Below are 23538 nucleotides of genomic sequence, written 5' to 3' on the forward strand. Positions count from 1 at the left end.
GGGCCCCTTTTCCCCCCCACCGGGGCGGGGTCTGTTTGTTTGTCGGGGTTGTTTGGGGCCCGGGGGGGGGCCCCCGGGGGGGGGGGGGGCCCCCCCCCGGGGGGGGGGGGCCCCCCCCGGGGGGGGGCCCCCCCCCCCCCCACGTTCCCGTGGCCGTCCTCCGCGCGCTCCCGGAGGCGTTCACGGTGCACGGGGGGCGGCGTCCTGCGGCCGCATACGGCGGTGGCCCCGGCTTTCACAGCCGGGGCCACCACCACTACTGGTCTGATCGGTCGGTTCAGACCACCGCGCCCGCCGGGAGCTCGACCTTCGCTCCCAGCTCCACGAGCTTCTCCATGAAGTTCTCGTAGCCGCGGTTGATCAGGCCGATCCCGTGCACCCGTGAGGTGCCCTGCGCCGCCAGCGCCGCGATCAGATACGAGAACCCGCCCCGCAGGTCCGGGATGACCAGATCCGCGCCCTGGAGCTTCGTGGGGCCGGACACCACCGCCGAGTGCAGGAAGTTGCGCTGCCCGAAGCGGCAGTCGGAGCCGCCCAGGCACTCCCGGTACAGCTGGATGTGCGCGCCCATCTGGTTCAGCGCCGAGGTGAAGCCCAGCCGCGACTCGTACACCGTCTCGTGCACGATGGACAGGCCCGCCGCCTGCGTCAGCGCCACGACCAGCGGCTGCTGCCAGTCCGTCTGGAAACCGGGGTGCACGTCGGTCTCCAGGGCGATCGCGTTGAGCGAGCCCCCGGGGTGCCAGAAGCGGATGCCCTCGTCGTCGATCTCGAAGGCGCCACCCACCCTCCGGTAGGTGTTCAGGAAGGTCATCATCGAGCGCTGCTGCGCTCCGCGCACATAGATGTTGCCCTCGGTCGCCAGGGCCGCCGAGGCCCAGGACGCGGCCTCCAGGCGGTCCGGGAGCGCCCGGTGGGTGTAGCCGCCGAGCCGCTCGACGCCGGTGATCCGGATCGTACGGTCGGTGTCCACCGAGATGATCGCCCCCATCTTCTGCAGTACGCAGATGAGGTCCTCGATCTCCGGCTCCACGGCCGCGTTGGACAGCTCGGTGACGCCCTCGGCGAGCACGGCGGTCAGCAGCACCTGCTCGGTCGAGCCGACCGAGGGGTACGGCAGCCGGATCTTGCAGCCGCGCAGCCGCTGCGGAGCCTCCAGATACTGCCCGTCCGCACGCTTCTCGATCTTCGCGCCGAACTGGCGCAGCACGTCGAAGTGGAAGTCGATCGGCCGGCCGCCGATGTCGCAGCCGCCGAGACCGGGGATGAAGGCATGGCCCAGGCGGTGCAGCAGCGGTCCGCAGAAGAGGATCGGGATCCGGGAGGAGCCCGCGTGGGCGTCGATGTCGGCGACGTTCGCGCTCTCCACGTACGTCGGGTCGAGCACCAGCTCACCGGGCTCGTCACCCGGGCGCACCGTCACACCATGCAGCTGGAGCAGTCCGCGCACGACCCGCACATCACGGATGTCGGGCACATTGCGCAGCCGGCTCGGCTCGCTGCCGAGCAGCGCGGCGACCATGGCCTTCGGCACCAGGTTCTTGGCGCCGCGGACGCGGATCTCGCCCACCAGCGGGGTTCCGCCGTGGACAAGCAGTACATCGTCTGTGCCGGTCATGAAACTCGCGTTCCGGAGGGTCCCCCTCCATGGTGCGAGGGGGAGGTCGGGCAGGGGCCAGGGAAAAGGTTAAGGCCCTCCTACCCGTGTTCTGTAAGGCCAAGGGCACTACGTATGCGTAATGAATTCGGCACAATACGCTCTGTTCGGGCGCGCCTGCGGAGGGTTACCGTCCGTTTCGCCGTGGCCCGGGGGGTGCGCGCGCCCGGGCAGCGTTTCGGCGGCGCCGCCGGCAGTGCGCCCTGAGCTGCGCCGGTTCACCCTCGGTGCACGCTCCGCCGCACCGGTTAGCACTCCGACGCCCGCTCCCCACGGAGGGCGAAGATGCGGGATCATGTCTCGCATGACCGAGGTGTCCTCCCTCACAGGGCGGCTGCTCGTCGCCACACCGGCCCTCGCGGATCCGAACTTCGACCGCGCGGTGGTCCTCCTGCTGGACCACGACGACGAGGGTTCGCTCGGCGTGGTGCTGAACCGGCCCACCCCCGTCGTCGTCGGCGACATCCTGGAGCCGTGGGCGACGCTGGCCGGCGATCCCGGAGTGGTCTTCCAGGGCGGCCCCGTCTCGCTGGACTCGGCCCTCGGTGTCGCCGTCATCCCGGGCGACGAGGGCCCGCTGGGCTGGCGCCGCGTGCACGGGGCGATCGGCCTGGTCGACCTGGAGGCCCCGCCCGAGCTGCTCGCGTCGGCTCTCGGCTCACTGCGGATCTTCGCGGGCTACGCGGGCTGGGGACCGGGCCAGCTGGAGGACGAGCTCACCGAGGGCGCCTGGTACGTCGTCGAGTCGGAGCCGGGCGATGTGTCGTCGCCGCGCCCGGAGAGCCTGTGGCGGGCGGTCCTGCGCCGCCAGCGCAACGAGCTGGCGATGGTCGCCACGTATCCGGACGACCCCTCACTCAACTGATGTCGCCGACGGGCTCGCCGCCCGCGCGCCGTGAAGCCGCCGTCCTTCAGTACCCTTGGCACCTATGAGCACTCTCGAGCCCGAGCGCGGGGCAGGTACGGGCACCCTCGTAGAGCCGGCGCCGCAGGTGTCGCACGGCGACGGCGACCACGAGCGCTTCGCCCACTACGTCCAGAAGGACAAGATCATGGCGAGCGCCCTCGACGGCACTCCCGTGGTGGCACTGTGCGGGAAGGTCTGGGTGCCGGGGCGTGACCCCAAGAAGTACCCGGTCTGCCCGATGTGCAAGGAGATCTACGAGTCCATGGGCCCGGGTGGCGACAAGGGCAAGGACGGCGGCAAGGACAAGTAGGCGGTCCTTCCGTACCGGACGGCCTCCAGGGGTGCGCTGCGGGCGCTCCCCCGGAGGCCGTCCTGCGTCGGCTCACGGTGGCCTGGTGGCGGGTTTCCCGGGCTCGCCCGGCGCCAGAGGGTGCTCGGACGCGCGATCGAGGGGGCGCCCCCAAACGTGTGAGCCCGGCAACAAGGGGGGTGCTCAACCGGCCGGTTCCTGAGACCGTGGGCGGCCACGGGAAAAAGTCGTACAAGGGACGCGGAAGAGAGAGAACCCGCACGTGGCACCACCGTCACGGCAAACCGGGCAACCACCCGTCCTTGGGGTGTCCGGTGCGGAGGCGCCGCTCGTCCGAGTCGCTGACCCTCGCGCCGGACTGCTCGGAAGATGTGCCAGAGTTGCCACCTCCGGGCGGTGAGCACGTACGGTACGGCAACACAGTCGGACAGCTCGGACAGCCGGGGACACCGGGAAGGGGCAGCTGGGTTGACCACGCACGCATCGCAGGCGACGCAGCCCGTGACGCTGCCGGCTTCGCTCGACGAGGCCGTGGCGGCGCTCAGCGCCATGCCCGCTGCCGTGCCGGTCGCGGGCGGCACGGATTTGATGGCCGCCGTCAACAAGGGCCGGCTGCGGCCCGCGGGTCTGGTCGGTCTCGGCCGTATCAACGAGATCCGCGGCTGGCAGTACCAGGACGGACACGCCCTGCTCGGCGCGGGACTCACCCACGCCCGGATGGGCAGGCCCGACTTCGCCGCGCTGATCCCGGCACTGGCCGCCTCGGCGCGCGCCGCGGGACCGCCGCAGATCCGCAACGCGGGCACCCTCGGCGGCAACATCGCCAGTGCGGCCCCCACCGGCGACACCCTGCCCGTGCTGGCGGCTCTGGAGGCTGAGCTGATCGTCGCGGGCCCCGGTGGTACCCGCCGTGAGCTCCCGGTCTCCCATCTGCTGGCCGGCCGGGACATGCTGGGCCCGGCCGAGCTGATCGGCTTCGTACGCGTGCCGCTGCTGCACGCCCCCCAGGTGTTCTTCAAGGTCACCGGGCGCACCGGCCCGGGCCGGGCGTCGGCGTCCGTCGCCGTCGTGCTCGACCCGGCCAGGCGCGGGGTGCGGTGCGCGGTCGGCGCGATCGCCCCCATGCCGCTGCGCCCGCTGGAAGCGGAGCAGTGGATCGCGTCACTGATCGACTGGGACGGTGAGCGCGGGCTGGCCCCCGAGGCGCTGACCGCCTTCGGGGAGTACGTGGCGGCGGCCTGCATCCCGGACCCTGAGGGGAGCGAGCAGCTGCCGCCCGCGATCCTGCACCTGCGGCGCACGGTCGCCGCGCTGGCCCGACGAGCACTGGGGAGGGCACTGTCGTGAGTACGGAAGAGAACGGCCCGCAGCGGCCGGAACAGCAGCGCCCCGCGCGCGAGGCGCATGAGCGGCAGCAAGGGGGCGGCTGGCAGCCCATCCCGCAGGGTGAGTACGACTCCGACATGACCGCCTTCGTCCAGCTGCCTCAGGACGGCAGCCTGGACGCCCCGCTCGCGGCGCCCGGCCACGGTTTCGTTCCGCCGCCCATGATCATGCCGCTGACGTCCACGGCGGACACTGCCCCGACCTGGCCCGAGCCGGAGCCACGCGACCCGCACGACCCGCATGCGACCGCGCAGTGGACCTTCCCCGACGTGGAGCACCCGACGCACGGCGGAGCGCCTGACGGTCCGGTGACGCACGGCGAGACGGCGCACGGCGAGACGCACGCCGAGACGAGCGAGCTGACCGGCCAGTGGACCATCCCGCTGGCCCAGGGGGACCTTCCGGAGGAGTCCGGCGAGTTCTCGCCGGCGGCGCTGGAGTCCCAGTGGGGTGGCCACACCCCGCCCGCCACCCTGCCGGGCGGCGCGCCCGCGCCGTGGGCGGAGCCCGCCGGAGCCACGGAAGCGCCTGCCCACGAGTCCGCGCCGGAGCCCGGTGGACCGGGGTCGTATCCGTCGACCCTGCCCGGTGGCGCGCCCGCCCCCTGGGCGGCGGCGGTGGAGGCGGCGGAGCAGGAAAGCACGGAGACGAAGACGGGGGCGGCCGAGCCGGAAGGCACCGGCGAACCTGCCGACCAGCCTGAAGCGGAGGTCGCAGAGGTCGCGGATGCCGACGCCCCGGCCTTCGACGACCATGACGCGGCAGCCGCGGCGCCCGCTTTGTCCACCCTGTCCAGCGACGAGCACCCGCACACCTCGTATGTCCTGCGCGTCAACGGCGCCGACCGCCCCGTCACGGACGCCTGGGTGGGCGAGTCCCTGCTCTACGTCCTGCGGGAGCGGCTCGGCCTCGCCGGTGCGAAGGACGGCTGCTCGCAGGGCGAGTGCGGGGCGTGCAACGTCCAGGTCGACGGCCGGCTGGTCGCCTCCTGCCTCGTCCCCGCGGCCACGGCGGCCGGCTCGGAGGTCCGCACGGTCGAGGGCCTGGCCGTGGACGGTGAGCCATCCGACGTGCAGCGCGCCCTCGCGAGCCGTGGCGCCGTCCAGTGCGGCTTCTGCATCCCCGGCATGGCCATGACCGTCCACGATCTGCTGGCGGGCAACCACGCCCCCACCGAGCTGGAGACCCGCCAGGCACTGTGCGGCAACCTCTGCCGCTGCTCCGGCTACCGCGGTGTCCTCGACGCCGTGCGCGAGGTGGTCGCGGAGCGCGAGGCGGCGGCCGCCGAGGCCTCGGGGCCCGCCGGCGAGGCCGTCGCCCGCATCCCGCACCAGGCGCCCCCTGGGGCGGGTAGTGTCCAGCCCCACCCGCATGACGGAGGCATGGCGTGAGCAACGACGCGGCCACCACCGCGGCCACCTCGACCACTCCGACGCCCCAGGCGGTCGACGGCTCCCCGCTGGAGCCGCCCGCCCACGGACTCGGTGCCTCGCTGCCTCAGGCCGACGCCCGCGCCAAGACCGAGGGCACGTTCCCTTACGCCGCCGACCTGTGGGCGGAAGGTCTGCTGTGGGCCGCGCTCCTGCGCTCCCCGCACCCCCACGCCCGTATCACCGCCATCGACACCTCCGCCGCGGTCGCGATGCCCGGCGTACGAGCCGTCGTCACCCACACCGACGTCCCCGGCGACGCGGCATACGGCCGCAGCGTCGCCGACCGCCCGGTGTTCGCGTCCGACCTGGTACGGCACCACGGTGAGGCGATCGCCGCCGTCGCCGCCGACCATCCCGACACCGCCCGGCTCGCGGCGGCCGCGATCGCGGTCGAGTACGAGATCCTCGAACCGGTCACCGATCCCGAGCAGGCCTTCGCCGCCGAACCGCTGCACCCCGACGGCAACCTGATCCGCCATATCCCGCTCAGCTACGGCGACCCCGGGACGACCGGCGAGACCATCGTCGAGGGCCTGTACCGGATCGGCCGCCAGGACCCGGCCCCCATCGGGGCCGAGGCGGGCCTCGCCGTGCCGCGCCCGGACGGCGGAGTCGAGATCTACACCGCCTCCACCGACCCGCATACCGACCGCGATCTGGCCGCCGCCTGCTTCGGTCTTCCACCCGAGCAGGTGAAGCTGGTCGTCACCGGGGTCCCCGGTGCGACCGGTGACCGCGAGGACCCCGGCTTCCAGATCCCGCTCGGCCTGCTGGCGCTCAGAACCGGCTGCCCGGTGAAGCTGACCGCCACCCGTGAGGAGTCCTTCCTCGGCCACGCCCACCGGCACCCCACCCTGCTGCGATACCGCCACCACGCCGACGGCCAGGGCCGTCTGGTGAAGGTGGAGGCGCAGATCCTGCTCGACGCCGGGGCCTACGCCGACGCCTCGTCCGAATCCCTGGCCGCCGCGGTGGCCTTCGCCTGCGGCCCCTACGTCGTGCCGCACGCCTTCGTCGAGGGCTGGGCCGTACGCACCAACAACCCGCCGTCCGGCCATGTGCGGGGCGAGGGCGCGATGCAGGTGTGCGCCGCCTACGAGGCGCAGATGGACAAGCTGGCGGCGAAGCTGGGCCTCGACCCACTTGAACTCCGGATGCGCAACGTGCTGGCGACCGGTGACCTCCTGCCCACCGGCCAGACGGTCACCTGCCCCGCCCCGGTCGCGGAACTGCTCCAGGCCGTACGCGACTTCCCGCTGCCGCCGCTGCCCCTGGACACCTCCGAGGACGCCTGGCTCCTCCCCGGCGGCGCCGAGGGCGCGGGCGAACCGGGTGCGGTGCGCCGTGGTGTCGGCTACGCGCTGGGCATGGTCCACATGCTCGGCGCCGAGGGCGAGGACGAGGTCTCGACGGCGACGGTCAAGGTCCAGGACGGCGTCGCCACCGTGATCTGCGCGGCCGTGGAGACCGGCCAGGGCTTCTCCACGCTGGCCCGGCAGATCGTCCAGGAGACCCTCGGGATCGACGAGGTCCATGTCGCCCCCGTCGACACCGACCAGCCCCCGGCGGGCCCCGCGACCCACGGCCGTCACACCTGGGTGTCGGGCGGCGCGGTCGAGCGCGCCGCGAAGATGGTCCGCACCCAGCTGCTCCAGCCGCTGGCGCACAAGTTCGGGATGTCCACCGAGCTGCTCCAGATCACCGACGGCAAGATCACCTCGTATGACGGCGTGCTGTCGACGACCGTCAGCGAGGCCATGGACGGCAAGGAACTCTGGGCCACCGCCCAGTGCCGCCCCCACCCCACCGAGCCGCTAGACGGCCAGGGCCAGGGCGACGCCTTCGTCGGGCTCGCCTTCTGCGCCATCCGCGCGGTCGTGGACGTCGACATCGAGCTCGGCTCCGTGCGCGTCGTCGAGATGGCCGTGGCCCAGGACGTCGGCCGCATCCTCAACCCGGCCCAGCTGGCCGCCCGTATCGAGGCCGGAGTCACCCAGGGCGTCGGCGCGGCCCTCACCGAGAACCTCCGCACCGCCCGCGGCCTGGTCCGCCACCCCGACCTCACGGGCTACGCGCTGCCGACGTCCCTGGACGCCCCCGACATCCGCATCGTGCACCTCATCGAGGAACGTGACGTGGTGGCCCCCTTCGGCGCCAAGGCCGCCAGCGCGGTACCGGTCGTCACCTCCCCTGCAGCCATCGCCTCCGCGGTCCGCGCCGCCACGGGCCGCCCGGTCAACCGCCTTCCGATCCGCCCCCAGGCGGCGGTATCGGCCGCCGGTTCGTAGGGGACGGCACGCGAAGGACGCGGCGATGCGAAGGGCGGCACCCCCAGGGGGTGCCGCCCTTCGCAGTGCGCTCTTCGGCGCCTCGGAGACCGTGATCGGATTCGAACCGATGTCACTCGCTTTGCAGACGAGCCCCTGAGCCACTCGGGCACACGGTCATGTGGGGCGTAGGCATTCAGCCTTCGTGTGCCTCGACCGTAGGCGCGCCGTGCGGGGTCGCTCAAGCGTCGTGCGGGGGGCCGGCATGAGACTGCAACGTGCCGTTCACGGTGGTTCACAGTCGCGAGGCGGTAGGCCTCCGGGCGTAGGGCCAAAGGAGGACTCAGGTCCCGTCCCGCGACAGGGCCGAATGTCGTACACGCCCCTTACCCTGAGGTCATGACTGCCCTCAGGCCACGTGAAGCCGACAGCGCCGTCGAGCTCGGGCAAGAGCTCGGCGGCGGTGTTCTCGGCAGCCGGTATCGCGCCCTCAGCACCGGGATCGTCTCCGTCGTGCTGCTGATCGCGTTCGAGGCGACCGCGGTCGGTACGGCGATGCCGGTCGCAGCGCGGGAGCTGCACGGGGTCGGGCTGTATGCGTTCGGGTTCTCGGCGCTGTTCACGACGAGCCTGTTCGGGATGGTCGTGGCGGGGCAGTGGGCGGACCGGCGCGGGCCGCTGGGGCCGCTCACCGCGGGGATCTCGGCCTTCGCGGCCGGGCTGCTGCTGTGCGGCACCGCGGGCACGATGTGGCAGTTCATCGGGGGCCGGGCCGTCCAGGGGCTCGGCGGCGGGCTGGTGATCGTCGCGCTGTACGTCGTGGTCGGGCGGGCCTATCCGCAGCGCCTCCAGCCGGCCATCATGGCGGCCTTCGCCGCGAGCTGGGTGATCCCGTCGGTGATCGGCCCCCTCGTCGCCGGTACGGTCACCGAACAGCTCGGCTGGCGCTGGGTGTTCCTCGGCATACCGCCGCTGGTGCTGGTGCCGCTCGGGCTCGCGCTGCCCGCGACCCGGCGGACGGCCTCGGGGCCGGTCACTGCCGCGGACCGGGGGACGCGGCCCGCTGCCCGCTTCGACAGCCGCCGGATCAAGCTGGCGCTGGCCATCTCGCTCGGCACCGCGCTGCTGCAGTACGCGGCGCAGGACCTGCGGTGGCTGTCGCTCCTTCCGGCCGTGGCGGGCGCGGCGCTGCTGGTGCCGGCCGTGCGCGGGCTGCTGCCGCGCGGTACGTACCGCGCGGCCCGCGGACTGCCGTCCGTGGTGCTGCTGCGCGGGGTCGCGGCCGGTGCCTTCATCTCCGCGGAGTCCTTCGTCCCGCTGATGCTGGTCACCCAGCGCGGTCTTTCCCCGACCCTCGCCGGACTCTCGCTCGCCGTGGGCGGGGCGACCTGGGCGCTGGGCTCGTTCGTGCAGTCCCGGCCGCGCGTGGAGCCCTACCGCGAGCGTCTCGCGGTGGCAGGCATGGTGCTGGTCGCGGCGGCCATAGCCACCGCGCCCACCGTGCTGATCCCGTCCGTACCGGTGGCGGTCGTGGCCGTGGCCTGGGGGTGGGGCTGCTTCGGGATGGGGCTGGTGATCAGCTCCACGAGTGTGCTGCTGCTGAAGCTGTCACCGCCCGAGGAGTCCGGGGCGAACTCGGCGGCGCTCCAGATATCCGACGGACTGTCCAACGTGCTGCTGCTCGCCGTCGGAGGCGCCGCCTTCGCGGCCCTCGGCGGCGGCGCGGTGGGCGCCCACACGGTGACGGCCACGGCTGCCGTGCAGGCTTCGCAGGCGCTGGCGTTCGCTGCGGTGTACGTGCCGATGGCGGCGGTGGCGCTGGTGGGGGTCTGGGTGGCGACGAGGCTCGGGCCGCCTCGCCGGGTAGTACCAGTCTGACCCCATCGCTGGTACCGTTCTGGTATGGCCATGAACCTGCGTCTCCGTGACGACCAGACCGAAGCCCTGAAGCAGCGCGCCGAGGCGGAGGGCACCAGCATGCACGCCATACTGCTCAAGGCCGTCGACGAGTACCTCGCCAGAACCGCCCACCAGGCCATGGTCCGCAAGGCCGCCAAGGAGCAGGTGGCCAAGTGGTCGGAGCTGTTGGAGCGGCTCAAGTGACCTGCGTCTACCTGGACTCCGAAGACGTCCTGGCCATCGCCGCGGCAGCGGTGGATGACCAGGACGTCGTCGTTCGCGACCTCGGGTTGCTGGAGTCGGCCGCGCATCGCCCGTCGGCGTCGATGTTCGGCCAGGAGGCATACAGCGACCTGTTCGAGAAAGCCGCCGCGCTGCTCCAGTCGCTCACCATCAACCATCCGTTCATCGACGGCAACAAGCGCACGGCCTGGACCTCCTGTGTGGTCTTCCTGGCGATGAACGAGGTGCAGTTGCGCCCGGACATCGACGCGGCCGAGCGCCTGGTCATCTCCGTGTCCACGGGCGACCTGGGTGAGGTGCAGGCGATCGCGAAGGCGCTCAGGGAGCTGGCCGAGCCGCCCATGTGACGCTTACCGCACCTGCGGGGGACGCGCCCGCGTTCGGCCGGGTCGGCCACCGGGCCACCGATAGGGTGGCCCGGTTGTCGTACGACCGCACGTAGAACCGAGCGCCCGAACCGGAGACCGTGACTACCACCGCCTCGCACTCCCACCACCTCTCACCCGCCTTCCCCGGCCGCGCCCCCTGGGGCACCGCCAGCAAGCTGCGCGCCTGGCAGCAGGGCGCCATGGACAGGTATCTCCAGGAGCAGCCCCGTGACTTCCTGGCGGTGGCGACCCCTGGCGCCGGTAAGACGACCTTCGCGCTCACCCTCGCGTCCTGGTTGCTGCACCACCATGTCGTGCAGCAGATCACCGTCGTCGCGCCGACCGAGCATCTGAAGAAGCAGTGGGCGGCGGCGGCGGCGCGGATCGGTATCAAGCTGGACCCGGACTACAGCGCGGGACCGCTGAGCAAGGAGTACGACGGCATCGCCGTCACCTACGCAGGTGTCGGCGTCCGCCCGATGCTGCACCGCAACCGCAGCGAGCAGCGCAAGACCCTCGTCATCCTCGACGAGATCCACCACGCCGGTGACTCCAAGTCCTGGGGCGAGGCCTGCCTGGAGGCGTTCGAACCGGCGACCCGGCGGCTCGCGCTCACCGGTACGCCGTTCCGCTCCGACACCAACCCCATCCCGTTCGTCACCTACGAGGAGGGCAACGACGGGATCAGGCGCTCCGCCGCCGACTACACGTACGGATACGGGAACGCGCTCGCCGACAACGTCGTGCGGCCCGTCATCTTCCTCTCCTACAGCGGCAACATGCGCTGGCGCACCAAGGCGGGCGACGAGATCGCCGCCCGGCTCGGCGAGCCGATGACCAAGGACGCCGTCTCGCAGGCCTGGCGCACCGCCCTCGATCCGCGCGGTGAGTGGATGCCCAACGTGCTGCGCGCCGCCGACCAGCGGCTGGGCGAGGTCAGGAAGTCGATCCCGGACGCGGGCGGCCTGGTCATCGCCTCGGACCAGGACTCGGCGCGGGCGTACGCCAAGCTGATCCGGGAGATCACCGGCACGAAGGCGACCGTCGTGCTGTCCGACGACACGGGCGCCTCGAAACGGATCGACGAGTTCAGCGAGAACGACGACCGCTGGATGGTCGCCGTCAGGATGGTGTCGGAAGGCGTCGACGTGCCCCGCCTCGCGGTGGGGGTCTATGCCACGACGATCTCCACGCCTCTCTTCTTCGCCCAGGCCGTGGGCCGCTTCGTACGGTCGCGGCGGCGTGGCGAGACCGCGTCCGTGTTCCTGCCGACCATCCCCATGCTCCTCGGCTTCGCCAACGAGATGGAGGTCGAGCGCGACCATGTGCTCGACCGCCCCAAGAAGGACGGCGAGGAGGACCCGTACGCCGAGTCCGAGAAGGAGATGGACGAGGCCAACAAGCAGCAGGACGAGGACACCGGCGAGCAGGACACGCTGCCTTTCGAGGCGCTGGAGTCCGACGCGGTCTTCGACCGGGTGATGTACAACGGCGCCGAGTTCGGCATGCAGGCGCATCCCGGTAGCGAGGAGGAGCAGGACTACCTCGGCATCCCGGGGCTGCTCGAACCGGACCAGGTGCAGATGCTGCTCCAGAAGCGCCAGGCGCGCCAGATCGCGCACAGCCGCAAGAAGCCGGACGCGGAGGCCGACCTCCTGGAGCTGCCCGCGGAACGGCGGCCGGTGATCTCGCACAAGGAGCTGCTGGAGCTGCGCAAGCAGCTCAACACGATGGTCGGCGCCTATGTGCACCAGAGCGGGAAGCCGCACGGCGTGATCCACACCGAGCTGCGGCGGGTGTGCGGCGGGCCGCCGAGCGCGGAGGCGACGGCGGGGCAGATCCGGGAGCGGATCAAGAAGGTGCAGGAGTGGGCGACCCGCATGCGGTGACCCCGTGCGCGTACGGTCGCGATCGTCCGCGCACGCGGCGCGCGTGAGGGTTCGGGCCACCCTGAAACACCCGTGCGCCGCGTACGGCCTCCATGCGCCCGTGCTGCCCTCTTCCCTTGCCTTTCCCTTGTCTTTCCCCGGCCTTCCCCGGCCTGCCCGCCTGCGCCGGCGCCCGGATTCTGGACGAGGTCTTCCGCTCAGCGGAGCCTGTCGCTACATTCCCCGCATTGACAACGCCCCGTGGCAGCGCCGCCGCGGAGCGCAGCCGGTGTGCCAACCCGCCGGCGGCCTCTCCGTGCGTGCGGTTGTTCCATAGGGACCGGTCCCGCCGAACGGTCCGCGAGAGCGCTGCCGCCACTCACTCCGAACACCGAAGGAGAGGGCGTCGTGACCGCGGAGACTTCCCAGACGCTCGACCGGGGACTGCGTGTCCTCAAGCTGCTCGCCGACACCGACCACGGTCTGACCGTCACCGAGCTGTCCAACAGGCTCGGTGTGAACAGGACGGTCGTCTACCGGCTGCTCGCGACCCTGGAACAGCACGCCCTCGTCCGCCGCGACCTGGGCGGCCGTGCCCGGGTGGGGCTCGGTGTACTGCGGCTGGGCCGCCAGGTGCATCCGCTGGTACGGGAGGCGGCGATGCCCGCGCTGCGTTCGCTCGCCGAGGACATCGGGGCCACCGCGCATCTGACCCTGGTCGACGGGGCGGAGGCGCTGGCGGTCGCGGTCGTCGAACCGACCTGGACGGACTACCACGTCGCGTACCGGGCGGGCTTCCGGCACCCGTTGGACCGCGGTGCGGCGGGCAGGGCGATCCTCGCCGCCCGCCAGGGGGGACTCACCGAGCCCGTGTGCACCCTCACCCACGGCGAACTGGAGGCGGGTGCGAGCGGCGCGGCGGCACCGTTGATAGGGGTGACGGGCATCGAGGGCAGTGTCGGGGTCGTCATGCTCGCCGAGGCCGTACCGGAGCGGGTGGGGCCCCGCGTGGTGGAGGCGGCCCGCGAGGTGGCGGAAGCGCTGCGGTGAGGCGGGCGCCCCGGGGCCGGGCTCGTCGTCCGCCGCTGTGCCGCTAGATTGACACCGTGTTCCTCTCTCGCCTCCCGCGCCCCTGGGCTCTCGCCGTCTGCGCCGCCCCCGTCGTCGCGCTGCTCGCGGTGGCCGGGCTCGCACCGTTGCCGTTCGCCCTGGCGCAGCCGGGCCAGACCACCAATGTGCTGGGGTCGGACCAGGGGAAGCCGGTGATCACGATCTCCGGTGCGCCCGCCCGGCAGCCTCAGGGAGCGCTGCGGATGACAACGATCATGGCCACCGGACCGTCCGCCGAAGTGGACTTCGGCGATGTGGTGGACGCGTGGTTCCGCAGCGACCGGGCGGTGCTGCCCCATGACGCCGTCTACCCGCCGGGACAGTCCGACAAGGAGATCCAGAAGTACAACGCCGCCGAGATGGCGCGGTCCCAGAACAGCGCGGTGCAGGCGGCCCTCGGCTATCTCGACGAGGACCCGGCGAAGGTGAAGGTCACCCTGAACCTCGCGGACGTCGGCGGCCCCAGCGCCGGACTGCTCTTCGCACTCGGCATCATCGACAAGATCGAGGGCAACGGCGCGGGTGGGGATCTGACCGGTGGCCGCGACATCGCGGGGACGGGCACGATCACCCCGGACGGTGAGGTCGGCGCCGTCGGCGGCGTGGCCCTCAAGACCCAGGCGGCGGCCCGGGACGGCGCGAAGGTCTTCCTCGTTCCCAAGGCCGAGTGCATGGACGCCCACGCCGAGGCGCCCAAGGACATGCGGCTGATCCCGGTGACGACGCTGAAGGACACCGTGGACGCGCTGCGGCTCCTGGACAAGGGCTCGGACAAGGTCCCGACCTGCTGAGTCGCCGCGGCCCAGGCGGAGCCTTCCGGTAGCGCCGCTCGACCCGCCGACCCGCCGACCCGCCGACCCGCCGACCTGCCGACCTGCCGACCCGCCGCGTCAACGGTCGAGGCGGTGGCCGCACCCGCCCGGGCTCAGCGGCGGGCGTCCGCCGCCGCCTGTTCCACCAGCGGGATGACCCGCAGTGGCACCGGGTTCTCCATGACGATCGCCGTCGACGCCCGCACGATCCCCTCGAATCCCACCACCCGGTCGATCACCCGCTGGAGGTCGGCGTTGGAGCGGGCGACGAGCCGGCAGAGCATGTCGCCGTGGCCCGTCGTCGTGTGCAGTTCCAGCACCTCGGGGACGGTCGCCAGATGAGCCCGTACATCCGTGCCCTGGCCCTGCTTGATCTCCAGGGTCGCGAACGCCGTGACCGGATAGCCGAGGGCCGCCGGGTCCACGTCCGGGCCGAAGCCCCGGATGACCCCGCTGGACTGGAGGCGGTCAAGGCGCGCCTGGACCGTGCCGCGGGCGACCCCCAGACGGCGGGAGGCCTCCAGCACGCCGATGCGGGGCTCACGTGCCAGAAGCACGATCAGTTTGCCGTCAAGCTGATCGATCGTCATCGGAAGCCCTCCGGATGGTCATCATGTACAGATCGCCTGAGCATTTCGGACATCGACAGTGCAGGTTGACCAGCCGACAAACAAACTATTGCGCAGCTTGTGGATCGGCGGGAGTCTGCCGCCATGACTGAGATCCAGGAACAGACCCCTCACACCGCCCGGCGGGCCGACCCCTTCCCGGTGAAGGGAATGGACGCGGTCGTCTTCGCCGTGGGCAACGCCAAGCAGGCCGCGCACTACTACTCCACCGCCTTCGGCATGAAGCTCGTCGCCTACTCCGGACCGGAGACCGGTAGTCGCGAGACCGCCTCGTACGTCCTCTCGAACGGCGCCGCCCGCTTCGTCCTCACCTCCGTCATCAAGCCGTCCACCGACTGGGGCCGCTTCCTCGCCGACCATGTCGCCGAGCACGGCGACGGTGTCATCGACCTCGCCATCGAGGTGCCGGACGCCCGTGCGGCGTACGCGTACGCCGTCGAGCACGGCGCGCGCGGCATCGAGGAGCCGTACGAGGTCAAGGACGAGAACGGGACCGTGGTGCTCGCCGCCATCGCCACGTACGGCAAGACCCGCCACACCCTCGTGGACCGCTCCGGTTACGACGGCCCCTACCTTCCCGGCTTCGTCGCCGCCGAGCCGATCGTCGCGCCCCCGGTGAAGCGCACCTTCCAGGCCATCGACCACTGCGTTGGCAATGTCGAGCTCGGCCGGATGAACGAGTGGGTGGCCTTCTACAACAACGTCATGGGCTTCACCAACATGAAGGAGTTCGTCGGCGACGACATCGCGACCGAGTACTCGGCGCTGATGTCGAAGGTCGTCGCGGACGGCACCCTCAAGGTGAAGTTCCCGATCAACGAGCCCGCCATCGCCAAGAAGAAGTCGCAGATCGACGAGTATCTGGAGTTCTACGGCGGCGCGGGTGTACAGCACATCGCGCTGGCCACGAACGACATCGTGGAGACGGTGCGCACGATGCGCGCGGCCGGGGTGCGGTTCCTGGACACTCCTGACTCGTACTACGACACCCTCGGCGAGTGGGTCGGCGACACCCGGGTCCCGATCGAGACCCTCCGCGAGCTGAAGATCCTCGCCGACCGCGACGAGGACGGCTATCTGCTCCAGATCTTCACCAAGCCGGTCCAGGACCGTCCGACCGTGTTCTTCGAACTCATCGAGCGCCATGGGTCGATGGGCTTCGGCAAGGGCAACTTCAAGGCCTTGTTCGAGGCGATCGAGCGCGAGCAGGACAAGCGCGGCAACCTGTAAGACCTGCGAAGACAGGGGACGAGCGGGGAGGGATTCCCGCTCGTCCCCTGTCTGCTGTCACCGCTGGGCGACAGGACCCGTGACGCTGGGCTCCGGGAGCGGCTGGGCGGGCGGACGCTGCGAAGGGCTCGGCTCAGCGGCTGCCCGGGCCGCCGTGGGCGGTGACGGGGGAACCGGCTGCGACGGCGACGGCGGCAGTGGCTGGGACGGGGCGGCGGGGGCGGATGCCGCGGGGGCCGGCGCCGGGGCCTGCGGGCTCTGGCTCGCCGGGGGCGACGCCTGCCGTTCAGGGGCCGGGTTCACGGACTCGCCGGTCCGGGGCCTGGGCGCGCCGGTGTCCGCCGGGTTCGGGTGCTGCGCGTCGTGGCCCCCGCGCTCCCTGGTGTCACGGCCGTCCTGCTCGTCGTTCTCAGCCCCTTCTGTCTCCTCCTCGCCGTCGAACCTGCCCGTGATGTCATCGGGCGGGTTGTCCAGCGGTGCCTCGCCCAGCGTCGCCAGGGCTTTCTTCGCCCGACCCGCCAGCAGTGGCGAGAAGTACGGGTTGATCCGCAGGGCTTCGGCCAGATGGCGGCGGGCCGGACCGCTCTCGCCCAGCGTGCGCTCGATCTCGCCCTGGTGGTACGAGAAGAGCGCGCTCCGGATCCCGACGGCCTTGGCCCGCTTCGCGTACTCAAGCCCCTCCCGGCTCCGGCCCGCCTGGTGCAGCGCCCACCCCAGGGCGTCCGCGACAAACGCGTTGCGCGCCCCGCGGTCCCATTCCGCCGTCAGCCGGCGCACCGCGGACGCCGCCTCGCCGTGGTCGGCCTCGTAGCGCCCGAGCACCAGTTCCTCGTTCACGCCGTACTCCCGCGCCTCGGCCGCGCGGGTGCGCAGTAGCGCGTACCGGTTTTCTGCGTCCCCGTCGAGCCCCAGCGACTCGTACAACTCACCCGCCTGAAGCGCGTACTCCGGCAGCGCCGGTGCCCGCAGCGCCGCCTCGTAGTCCCTGACCGCCTCGTCGGAGCGTCCCAGGGCCGCCAGGGCGCGTGCCCGTCCCGCCAGTGAGGCGTGGCCCTCCGGGTCGGCCCGCAGCGCCGAGTCGTAGTAGCCGACGGCTTCCCCCGGCTCGCCCTCCTCCCAGGCGAGTTCACCGAGCCGGTGCAGGGCGAAGGCCCGTTCGGTCCTGCTGCCCACGCGGGTCATCGCCTCGTACGCCTTCCCCGCAGCGTCCTCGCCGCCCCCGTGGTCGCGGGACGACTGCGCGGCCCGGCCCAGCGTCGGCGCGGTGCCCGGCCGCAGCTTCTCCAGCTGCTCCAGTGCCTTCGCGGCCGACGCGTAGTCGCCGAGGCCGCTGTACGCGTCGATCAGCACCGGATAGACCGCCCAGCGCTTGGGCATCCGGGTCCGTACACCCTCGGCCCAGCGCTTCGCCGACACGTAGTCCCGCCGGGCGTTGGCCAGTGTCGCCATGCCCAGCTCCGCGTCGGCGTTCCCGGTCCTGGCGGGCAGCACCTCCAGCGAACGCTCCAGGGCCTGCTGCGCCTTCGGATAGTCCTCCCATCTGCCGAGCATCGCCGCCCGCTCCACATAGGCGGAGCCGAGCACCGCCCAGGCCGCCTCGTCACCCGGGCGGGAGCGCACCCATCGCTCCCGGTCCGCGATCAGTGCCGACAGATCGCCCAGCGACGCCGGTGCCCCGGCGTCCGCGGCGAGCATGGCCCGCGCGGCCGGTCCCGACGCGGGCGGCGGCGCACCCGTCCCAGGCCCGAAGACCAGGACCCCGGCAACCAGTCCCGCGGCGACCAACGTGCCGATCGCGGCATTCCTGATATTTGGTGCAAATCTTGTCGTCATGCGATCACTTTGAAGGAGCGTCCATCGGATACGAAGAGCACACCCGGTGCAGCGAACCGGATCGCGGACGGGTTCACACCGATGGCCCCCGGTGCAAGTCTGGGATCATGGATGATCTCCTCTCCCGGCTCGTGACCGGGCTGCGTACGGGACTCCCCGCCGATGCCCTGATCACCGACCCGGACGTGACCGCCACGTACGCCAAGGACATGGCGAGCTTCTGCGAGGCGGGCATCCCCGCCGTCGTGGTGCTGCCGCGCAGCGCCGAGCAGGTGCAGCACGTCATGCGCACCGCGACCGCGCTACGCGTCCCGGTCGTCCCCCAGGGGGCCCGTACGGGACTCTCGGGCGCCGCCAACGCCTCCGACGGCTGCATCGTGCTGTCGCTCGTCAAGATGGACCGGATCCTGGAGATCAACCCCGTCGAGCGGATCGCGGTGGTCGAGCCGGGCGTCGTCAACGCCGTGCTCAGCCGGGCCGCGGCCGAGCACGGGCTCACCTACCCGCCCGACCCGTCGAGCTGGGAGATGTGCACCATCGGCGGCAACATCGGCACCGCGTCCGGCGGGCTGTGCTGCGTCAAGTACGGGGTCACCGCCGAGTACGTACTCGGGCTCGACGCCGTCCTCGCCGACGGCCGGCTGCTCAGCACCGGCCGTCGCACGGCCAAGGGAGTCGCCGGATACGACCTCACCCGCCTGTTCGTCGGATCGGAAGGCAGTCTCGGCATCGTCGTCAAGGCGGTGCTCGCGCTCCGGCCCCGGCCGCCCCAGCAGCTCGTGCTCGCCGCCGAGTTCGCCTCGGCGGGCGCCGCCTGCGAGGCGGTCTGCGCCATCATGGAACGCGGGCACACCCCCTCGCTCCTCGAGCTCATGGACCGTACGACCATCCACGCCGTCAACCGGATGGCGCAGATGGGCCTCCCCGACAGCACCGAGGCCCTGCTGCTCGCGGCCTTCGACACCCCGGATCCCACCGCCGACCTGGCCGCCGTCGGCGAGCTGTGCGCCGCGGCCGGAGCCACTCAGGTCGTGCCCGCCGAGGACGCCGCCGAGTCCGAGCTGCTTCTTCAGGCGCGCAGGCTCTCGCTCACCGCCCTGGAGGCCGTCAAGTCCGCGACGATGATCGACGACGTCTGCGTACCCCGGTCCCGGCTGGCCGCGATGCTTGACGGCACAGCCGCCATCGCGGAGAAGTACGACCTCACGATCGGTGTCTGCGCCCATGCGGGCGACGGCAACACCCACCCCGTGGTCTGCTTCGACCACACGGACCCCGACGAGTCGCGGCGCGCCCGTGAGTCCTTCGACGAGATCATGGCCCTCGGGCTCGAGCTGGGCGGCACCATCACCGGTGAGCACGGGGTGGGCGTGCTGAAGAAGGAGTGGCTGGCCCGGGAACTCGGGCCGGTCGGTGTCGAGTTGCAGCGCGGCATCAAGCAGGTGTTCGATCCGCTGGGCATCCTCAACCCCGGGAAGGTGTTCTGAGGCCCGCGCCTGGAACGCGGCTGACGGCCTGCGGCCGACCGCCTACGCCTCGCCGTCCTGCGCGTCCTCCCGCTGAGGCGCCGCCGCAAGCAGCTCGGCGAGCACGTCGTCGATCCCGAACCGCTCCGCCTCCGTCCCGGGCGGCACCGCCCGCAGGGTCCGCTCCAGCCAGGCGGCGACCTGTGCGGCGGGGGCCTCCAGCAGGGCGTCCCCGTCCGGCGAGGTCAGCGCTATCAGGATGACGCTGCGTTCGTCCACCTTGGTGGGCCAGATCCGCACATCACCGTGCCCGCTCGGCCTGAACACCCCCTCGACCAGCAGCTCCCGGGCGAACGCCCAGTCCACCGGGTGCTCGGAGCCGATGTGGAAGGTGATGTGCACGGCGTACGGATCGGCCGTGCGGTAGGTCAGTCTGGCCGGTACGGGCACGCTCTGCTCCGGCGACAGCACCAGTTTGAGCTCCAGCTCGCGTTCCACCACGGTGTGCATGAGAGTGCACTTCCTTTCCTGGTACGAGGCCCCGGAGCGGGCCACGCAGGGAGAGAGCGCCTTCCCCGCCGACTATTACGTGACTTCGGCCAACAACTTCTCAGTGACTTCGGACACGGCCACCACACTGGCGCACAGCGTTACCGGAAAGTGGGCCTTATGGCTGGACAGGCCCAGGGCGGGTCGGCGGTCTGATAGATGTGGACCCTGAATCAATGCCTCCAGGCCCTCCAGGAGATACGGGACCACGGTGATGAGCGCCCCAACCCCGGCGACCGGCGACGGCAGCCCCGCAGCCGGCTTCTATCCAGATCCGTCCATCCCCGGCTATGTCCGGTACTGGAACGGTGTGGCGTGGGTGCCCGGCACGAGCCGGCCGGCCCCCGGCGACGGCGCACCCCTGCCCGCGCCGCCGTCCGCCGTGCCGGGGGCGGCCGCGGGGCCGGCGGCGCCGCAGACTCCGCCCACTCCTTCGCTGGAGGAGACCGGGCCGGTCTTCCTGGACGAGGATCCGGAGCTCATGGCGGGACGCGGGCCCGAGCCCGCCTCCGTCTGGCAGGCCGACGCCTCCCAGCAGTCGGGCTTCGGCGGCGACCGGGACCGCAGGGTCTCGTGGGGCGCGGCGTCCCAGGACCCGCGGATGGGCCCCGCCGGCGCGGCCGCCGGCACCGGCGCCTCTCCGGAGAGCCCGTCGGCCCCCTCGCCCGCGGAGGCGTGGAGCCCCGCGGCCGCGCGGGAGGCGCGTGCGTCGGGTGCGGCCGGGCCGGGGACGGCCGGGTCGTCCGTGGCGTCTGCCGCCCGGTTCGACCGTGCCGCTGATCCGGCGGCCGAAGGGGCCGCGGCCGCCCCTTCCCCGGATCCGTCCGGGGGAGCCCTGCCGGGAATGCGCAGTGTGGGCGGTGACACAGGCCGTGGCGAGGGGCGCACATCCTTCTCCGACGGCACGGCCGTGCAGCGCGCACAGCAGCCGACGGGCGACACCGCGCCCGCCGAGGGCACGATGACGATCCGTTCGCTGGCGCCCCAGCAGCCCGGGCAGCGTACCCAGCCGGGGGCCGAGCCCCGGCCTCCGCGGGCAGCCGCGCAGGCGACACAGGTGGCACCGGACCCGGGCGCCCCCGAGCGGGCCCAGGCCCAGGCGCACGTCCCGCCGCAACAGCAGGCGCCGATCAGCGCCGGAGACGGCGGCGGAGCAGCGTCCTGGGCTCAGCAGGTGCACCGGCTGGCACAGGTCCAGGCTGAGGCCGAGCAGCAGTCGGCCGCCCCGTGGAAACCGCCGGTCAGCGACCCGTTCCTGCAAGCCGCACAGGCCCAGGCGGCGGCCAGGCCCGCAGGTCTCGGCAAGCGGGTCACGGCCCGGCTGATCGACACCGTCGTCCTGGGCGCGGTCGTCGGGGCGGTGGCCTACCCGCTGGTCTCCAGGGCCGTCACGCATATCGACGAGAAGATCGAGGCGGCGAAGCTGTCGGGCGAGACGGTCACCGTCTGGCTGATCGACGCGACCACGAGCCTGATGTTCGGGCTGACGCTGATCGTGCTGCTGCTGCTCGGCACGCTGTACGAGGCGCTGCCGACCGCCAAGTGGGGTCGCACGCTCGGCAAGAAGCTGATGGGCCTCGAAGTGCGGCACATCGAGAGCCACGAGTCGCCCGACTTCATGGCGGCACTGGTGCGCTGGTTGGTGCACGGGGTGCTGGGCGTGCTGCTGATCGGCGTCTTCAACGTGCTCTGGTGCGTGTTCGACCGGCCGTGGCGGCAGTGCTGGCACGACAAGATGGCGCACACCTTCGTCGCCGGTTCACCGGACTGACCGCGCGGGCATCCCCCGTACGCAGTACAAGGCGTTGCGGCGCCGCACCGGGCGGGGTGCACTGGCCCCCATGAGCACTGATCAGCCGCCGCCCGGCCAGCAGCCCGACGACGACCCCTTCCGCAAGAAGGACCAGGGGCCCACACCCCCGCCCGGTGGACCTCCGCCGGGCGCGGGTCAGCCGGGAGGCACCCCGCCTCCCGGTGGTCCCCCGCCCCCCGGCGGGGGCGGCCCCTACGGCTCCCCGCCCCCCGGCTCCCCGTACGGCGGGACCGGCGGTACGCCTCCGCCGCCCCCGTACGACACGGGCGCCTACGGCGGTGACCCGTACGGGCAGCCCGATCCGCTGCACGGGATGCCCCCGCTCGCGGACTCCGCCCGACGCATCGTGGCCCGTCTGATCGACTGGCTGATCGTCGTGATCCCGCTGGCGTTCATCGCCATTCCGTTCGGGACCTACGACACAAGCCGGGTCGATGACTTCGGTGACTGGGTCAACCAGTACAACAGCGGCTCGTCGTGGATCTATCAGATCATCACCATCCTGGCGTTCGTCCTCTATGACGCCCTGATGGTCAAGCAGAGCGGTCAGACGCTCGGCAAGAAACTGATGAAGATGCGCGTCGCGATGCTGAACGACGGCAGCACTCCCGACTTCGGATCCTCGCTGGTGCGCTCCGCGGTGCTCTGGCTGCCGGCGCTGCTGTGCTGTCCCTGCGTCTGGCTGCTGATCCTGCTGATCATGATCCTGGTCGACAAGCCCTACAAGCAGGGCCTGCACGACAAGGCCGCCAAGACGGTGGTGGTGTCAACGACGCAGTGAGTGCACGGGGGTGACGGGCTCGGCGGCGGCCCCGGTACCTCCGGGAACGGCGGCGCCACGATGCGGACGCATCGTGTGCGCCGCCTTCGCCTTGGCGGGCGAGGGCAGCGGCACCGTCATGGCGACCAGCAGACCCAGCGCGAGTGCGGCGATACCGATGACGGCGATACCGATGCCCGTCGTGGTGCGGGAGAGCAGCAGCATGGCGACGGTCGCGATGACGACGGTGGCCGAACCGTAGACGAGCTGTGCGGTGGTAGGACGCGGCATGGCGGTTTCCGCCCCTCGAAGCATCGGATCATGGGATTGTCGCGGTGCGGCCTGCCCTGTCCCAGCGGGACGGCGGCCTCTTACGAGGGTGGATGCCCGAGCCGAACCGCTGGTAAGCGTGACCTTACCCACGGTGCCGGTGCACGGGGGGCGCATGGAGTCATCCGTTCCGAGGGCTGGACGTTCCGATGCGCCTTCTGCCGGCGGGTCCTCCGCCCCATGGGGAGGGGCAATAGGGTTTTCCCTTGTCTTCCGCGCGCCTGGCCGTCCGGATACCGGAAGAGCGCTCCTACATAGTGCAGTTGGCTTGCACAAGTCAAGGGCTGTCTTTTCCCCGGCAACTCCGATCGAATGTCGTCACTTGTGACGCGCAACCGCCCGCGGACCCTCCCCACACTCCAGGTTCCGCGATGACGCGGGCGCAGGGGAGGACACCATCAAGTGACCAGCAGACGACGTGCCATCAGGGCTTCCGCGATATTCGTGGCGCTCGCGGCGACCGGCGCGACGGCTTCGGCCTTCACCACGGCCCAGGCCGACAGCGCCAACTCACCGGCAGGCATCGAGCGCCAGGACCCGGCCCCGGGTACGGCCCCGAAGTCCGGCGAGAAGACCCATGTCGACCACGACCTCGAGGGTCCGTTCAGCAAGCAGCAGGAGCAGGAGCGCAAGGCGGCTCTGGAGCGCGTGCTCTCCGGCCAGTCGAC

Annotated in this window: 20 protein-coding genes, 1 tRNA gene and 1 pseudogene; 16 read left to right on the plus strand and 6 right to left on the minus strand. The window is 71.9% G+C overall.

Annotation, left to right across the window (positions count from 1 at the left end):
• Nucleotides 1-277: 277 nt before the first annotated feature.
• Complete coding sequence (gene murA, locus ABZ532_RS29675) at nt 278-1618, minus strand: UDP-N-acetylglucosamine 1-carboxyvinyltransferase (RefSeq protein ID WP_361290508.1); 1341 nt, start codon at nt 1616-1618, stop codon at nt 278-280.
• Nucleotides 1619-1961: 343 nt separating this feature from the next.
• Between murA and ABZ532_RS29680 the strand changes: the two genes are divergently transcribed.
• From ABZ532_RS29680 to ABZ532_RS29700, 5 genes are all read left to right on the plus strand, one after another.
• On the plus strand, nt 1962-2522 hold the full coding sequence (locus ABZ532_RS29680; RefSeq protein ID WP_361290512.1) for a YqgE/AlgH family protein: 561 nt from the start codon (nt 1962-1964) through the stop codon (nt 2520-2522).
• A 64-nt stretch (nt 2523-2586) separates the two neighbouring features.
• On the plus strand, nt 2587-2874 hold the full coding sequence (locus ABZ532_RS29685; protein WP_361290515.1) for a DUF3039 domain-containing protein: 288 nt from the start codon (nt 2587-2589) through the stop codon (nt 2872-2874).
• Between the two features lie 468 nt (nt 2875-3342).
• On the plus strand, nt 3343-4221 hold the full coding sequence (locus ABZ532_RS29690; protein ID WP_361290518.1) for an FAD binding domain-containing protein: 879 nt from the start codon (nt 3343-3345) through the stop codon (nt 4219-4221).
• A gap of 89 nt (nt 4222-4310) precedes the next feature.
• Entirely contained in the window at nt 4311-5651 is a 1341-nt protein-coding gene (locus ABZ532_RS29695; RefSeq protein WP_361290566.1) for a 2Fe-2S iron-sulfur cluster-binding protein, read from the plus strand.
• Nucleotides 5648-7981 carry a molybdopterin cofactor-binding domain-containing protein gene (locus ABZ532_RS29700; protein ID WP_361290521.1) on the plus strand — a complete coding sequence of 778 codons (2334 nt, stop codon included), beginning with the start codon at nt 5648-5650 and terminating at the stop codon, nt 7979-7981. Before ABZ532_RS29695 ends, ABZ532_RS29700 begins: the two co-directional genes overlap by 4 nt.
• An 86-nt stretch (nt 7982-8067) precedes the next feature.
• Here ABZ532_RS29700 and ABZ532_RS29705 read toward each other — a convergent pair.
• A tRNA-Cys gene (locus ABZ532_RS29705) sits at nt 8068-8139 on the minus strand.
• A 220-nt stretch (nt 8140-8359) separates the two neighbouring features.
• Between ABZ532_RS29705 and ABZ532_RS29710 the strand changes: the two genes are divergently transcribed.
• From ABZ532_RS29710 to ABZ532_RS29735, 6 genes are all read left to right on the plus strand, one after another.
• Complete coding sequence (locus ABZ532_RS29710; protein ID WP_361290524.1) at nt 8360-9838, plus strand: MFS transporter; 1479 nt, start codon at nt 8360-8362, stop codon at nt 9836-9838.
• 24 nt (nt 9839-9862) lie between these two features.
• On the plus strand, nt 9863-10063 hold the full coding sequence (locus ABZ532_RS29715) for a ribbon-helix-helix protein, CopG family (protein WP_361290527.1): 201 nt from the start codon (nt 9863-9865) through the stop codon (nt 10061-10063).
• On the plus strand, nt 10060-10449 hold the full coding sequence (locus ABZ532_RS29720) for a type II toxin-antitoxin system death-on-curing family toxin (protein WP_361290530.1): 390 nt from the start codon (nt 10060-10062) through the stop codon (nt 10447-10449). Before ABZ532_RS29715 ends, ABZ532_RS29720 begins: the two co-directional genes overlap by 4 nt.
• A 119-nt stretch (nt 10450-10568) precedes the next feature.
• Nucleotides 10569-12359 (plus strand): DEAD/DEAH box helicase, encoded by a 1791-nt coding sequence (locus ABZ532_RS29725; RefSeq protein WP_361290533.1) that lies wholly within the window; start codon nt 10569-10571, stop codon nt 12357-12359.
• A 387-nt stretch (nt 12360-12746) separates the two neighbouring features.
• Nucleotides 12747-13388 carry a helix-turn-helix domain-containing protein gene (locus ABZ532_RS29730; RefSeq protein ID WP_361290536.1) on the plus strand — a complete coding sequence of 214 codons (642 nt, stop codon included), beginning with the start codon at nt 12747-12749 and terminating at the stop codon, nt 13386-13388.
• 56 nt (nt 13389-13444) lie between these two features.
• Nucleotides 13445-14239: a S16 family serine protease gene (locus tag ABZ532_RS29735; RefSeq protein WP_361290539.1), complete on the plus strand. Its 795-nt coding sequence runs from the start codon at nt 13445-13447 to the stop codon at nt 14237-14239.
• 134 nt (nt 14240-14373) lie between these two features.
• Here the strand turns inward: ABZ532_RS29735 and ABZ532_RS29740 are convergent, their stop codons facing one another.
• A complete protein-coding gene (locus ABZ532_RS29740; RefSeq protein ID WP_361290542.1) occupies nt 14374-14850 on the minus strand; it encodes an Lrp/AsnC family transcriptional regulator in 477 nt (158 codons plus the stop codon).
• Nucleotides 14851-14973: 123 nt separating this feature from the next.
• Between ABZ532_RS29740 and hppD the strand changes: the two genes are divergently transcribed.
• Nucleotides 14974-16119 carry a 4-hydroxyphenylpyruvate dioxygenase gene (gene hppD, locus ABZ532_RS29745; protein ID WP_361290545.1) on the plus strand — a complete coding sequence of 382 codons (1146 nt, stop codon included), beginning with the start codon at nt 14974-14976 and terminating at the stop codon, nt 16117-16119.
• Nucleotides 16120-16176: 57 nt separating this feature from the next.
• Here hppD and ABZ532_RS29750 read toward each other — a convergent pair whose 3' ends face one another.
• Nucleotides 16177-17952, minus strand: a complete 1776-nt coding sequence (locus tag ABZ532_RS29750; protein ID WP_361290548.1) for a hypothetical protein — start codon at nt 17950-17952, stop codon at nt 16177-16179.
• Nucleotides 17953-18059: 107 nt separating this feature from the next.
• Between ABZ532_RS29750 and ABZ532_RS29755 the strand changes: the two genes are divergently transcribed.
• Entirely contained in the window at nt 18060-19439 is a 1380-nt protein-coding gene (locus tag ABZ532_RS29755) for an FAD-linked oxidase C-terminal domain-containing protein (protein WP_361290551.1), read from the plus strand.
• 42 nt (nt 19440-19481) lie between these two features.
• Here ABZ532_RS29755 and ABZ532_RS29760 read toward each other — a convergent pair whose 3' ends face one another.
• Entirely contained in the window at nt 19482-19928 is a 447-nt protein-coding gene (locus ABZ532_RS29760) for an SsgA family sporulation/cell division regulator (RefSeq protein ID WP_361290554.1), read from the minus strand.
• A gap of 253 nt (nt 19929-20181) precedes the next feature.
• Here ABZ532_RS29760 and ABZ532_RS29765 point away from each other — a divergent pair, with 253 nt between their 5' ends.
• Entirely contained in the window at nt 20182-21738 is a 1557-nt protein-coding gene (locus ABZ532_RS29765; protein WP_361290557.1) for an RDD family protein, read from the plus strand.
• A 70-nt stretch (nt 21739-21808) separates the two neighbouring features.
• Nucleotides 21809-22561, plus strand: a complete 753-nt coding sequence (locus tag ABZ532_RS29770; protein WP_361290560.1) for an RDD family protein — start codon at nt 21809-21811, stop codon at nt 22559-22561.
• Here the strand turns inward: ABZ532_RS29770 and ABZ532_RS29775 are convergent.
• Nucleotides 22547-22831, minus strand: coding sequence for a hypothetical protein (locus ABZ532_RS29775; protein ID WP_361290563.1), 285 nt, complete (start codon nt 22829-22831; stop codon nt 22547-22549). The genes ABZ532_RS29770 and ABZ532_RS29775 overlap by 15 nt on opposite strands.
• A 441-nt stretch (nt 22832-23272) precedes the next feature.
• Between ABZ532_RS29775 and ABZ532_RS29780 the strand changes: the two are divergent.
• A pseudogene (locus tag ABZ532_RS29780) lies at nt 23273-23538 on the plus strand (protease); the annotation flags it as partial.

Origin of the sequence: Streptomyces sp. NPDC019396, from assembly GCF_040632375.1 — a bacterium.
GTDB lineage: Bacteria > Actinomycetota > Actinomycetes > Streptomycetales > Streptomycetaceae > Streptomyces.

Excerpts from the sequence above, each read along its gene's own strand:
- hppD (WP_361290545.1), top strand. The coding sequence starts at position 14,974 with ATGACTGAGATCCAGGAACAGACCCCTCACACCGCCCGGCGGGCCGAC.
- ABZ532_RS29770 (WP_361290560.1), top strand. The coding sequence starts at position 21,809 with ATGAGCACTGATCAGCCGCCGCCCGGCCAGCAGCCCGACGACGACCCC.
- ABZ532_RS29775 (WP_361290563.1), bottom strand. The coding sequence starts at position 22,831 with ATGCCGCGTCCTACCACCGCACAGCTCGTCTACGGTTCGGCCACCGTC.
- ABZ532_RS29685 (WP_361290515.1), top strand. The coding sequence starts at position 2,587 with ATGAGCACTCTCGAGCCCGAGCGCGGGGCAGGTACGGGCACCCTCGTA.
- ABZ532_RS29680 (WP_361290512.1), top strand. The coding sequence starts at position 1,962 with ATGACCGAGGTGTCCTCCCTCACAGGGCGGCTGCTCGTCGCCACACCG.
- ABZ532_RS29765 (WP_361290557.1), top strand. The coding sequence starts at position 20,182 with ATGAGCGCCCCAACCCCGGCGACCGGCGACGGCAGCCCCGCAGCCGGC.
- ABZ532_RS29750 (WP_361290548.1), bottom strand. The coding sequence starts at position 17,952 with ATGACGACAAGATTTGCACCAAATATCAGGAATGCCGCGATCGGCACG.
- ABZ532_RS29715 (WP_361290527.1), top strand. The coding sequence starts at position 9,863 with ATGGCCATGAACCTGCGTCTCCGTGACGACCAGACCGAAGCCCTGAAG.
- ABZ532_RS29755 (WP_361290551.1), top strand. The coding sequence starts at position 18,060 with ATGGATGATCTCCTCTCCCGGCTCGTGACCGGGCTGCGTACGGGACTC.
- ABZ532_RS29760 (WP_361290554.1), bottom strand. The coding sequence starts at position 19,928 with ATGCACACCGTGGTGGAACGCGAGCTGGAGCTCAAACTGGTGCTGTCG.
- ABZ532_RS29710 (WP_361290524.1), top strand. The coding sequence starts at position 8,360 with ATGACTGCCCTCAGGCCACGTGAAGCCGACAGCGCCGTCGAGCTCGGG.
- murA (WP_361290508.1), bottom strand. The coding sequence starts at position 1,618 with ATGACCGGCACAGACGATGTACTGCTTGTCCACGGCGGAACCCCGCTG.
- ABZ532_RS29740 (WP_361290542.1), bottom strand. The coding sequence starts at position 14,850 with ATGACGATCGATCAGCTTGACGGCAAACTGATCGTGCTTCTGGCACGT.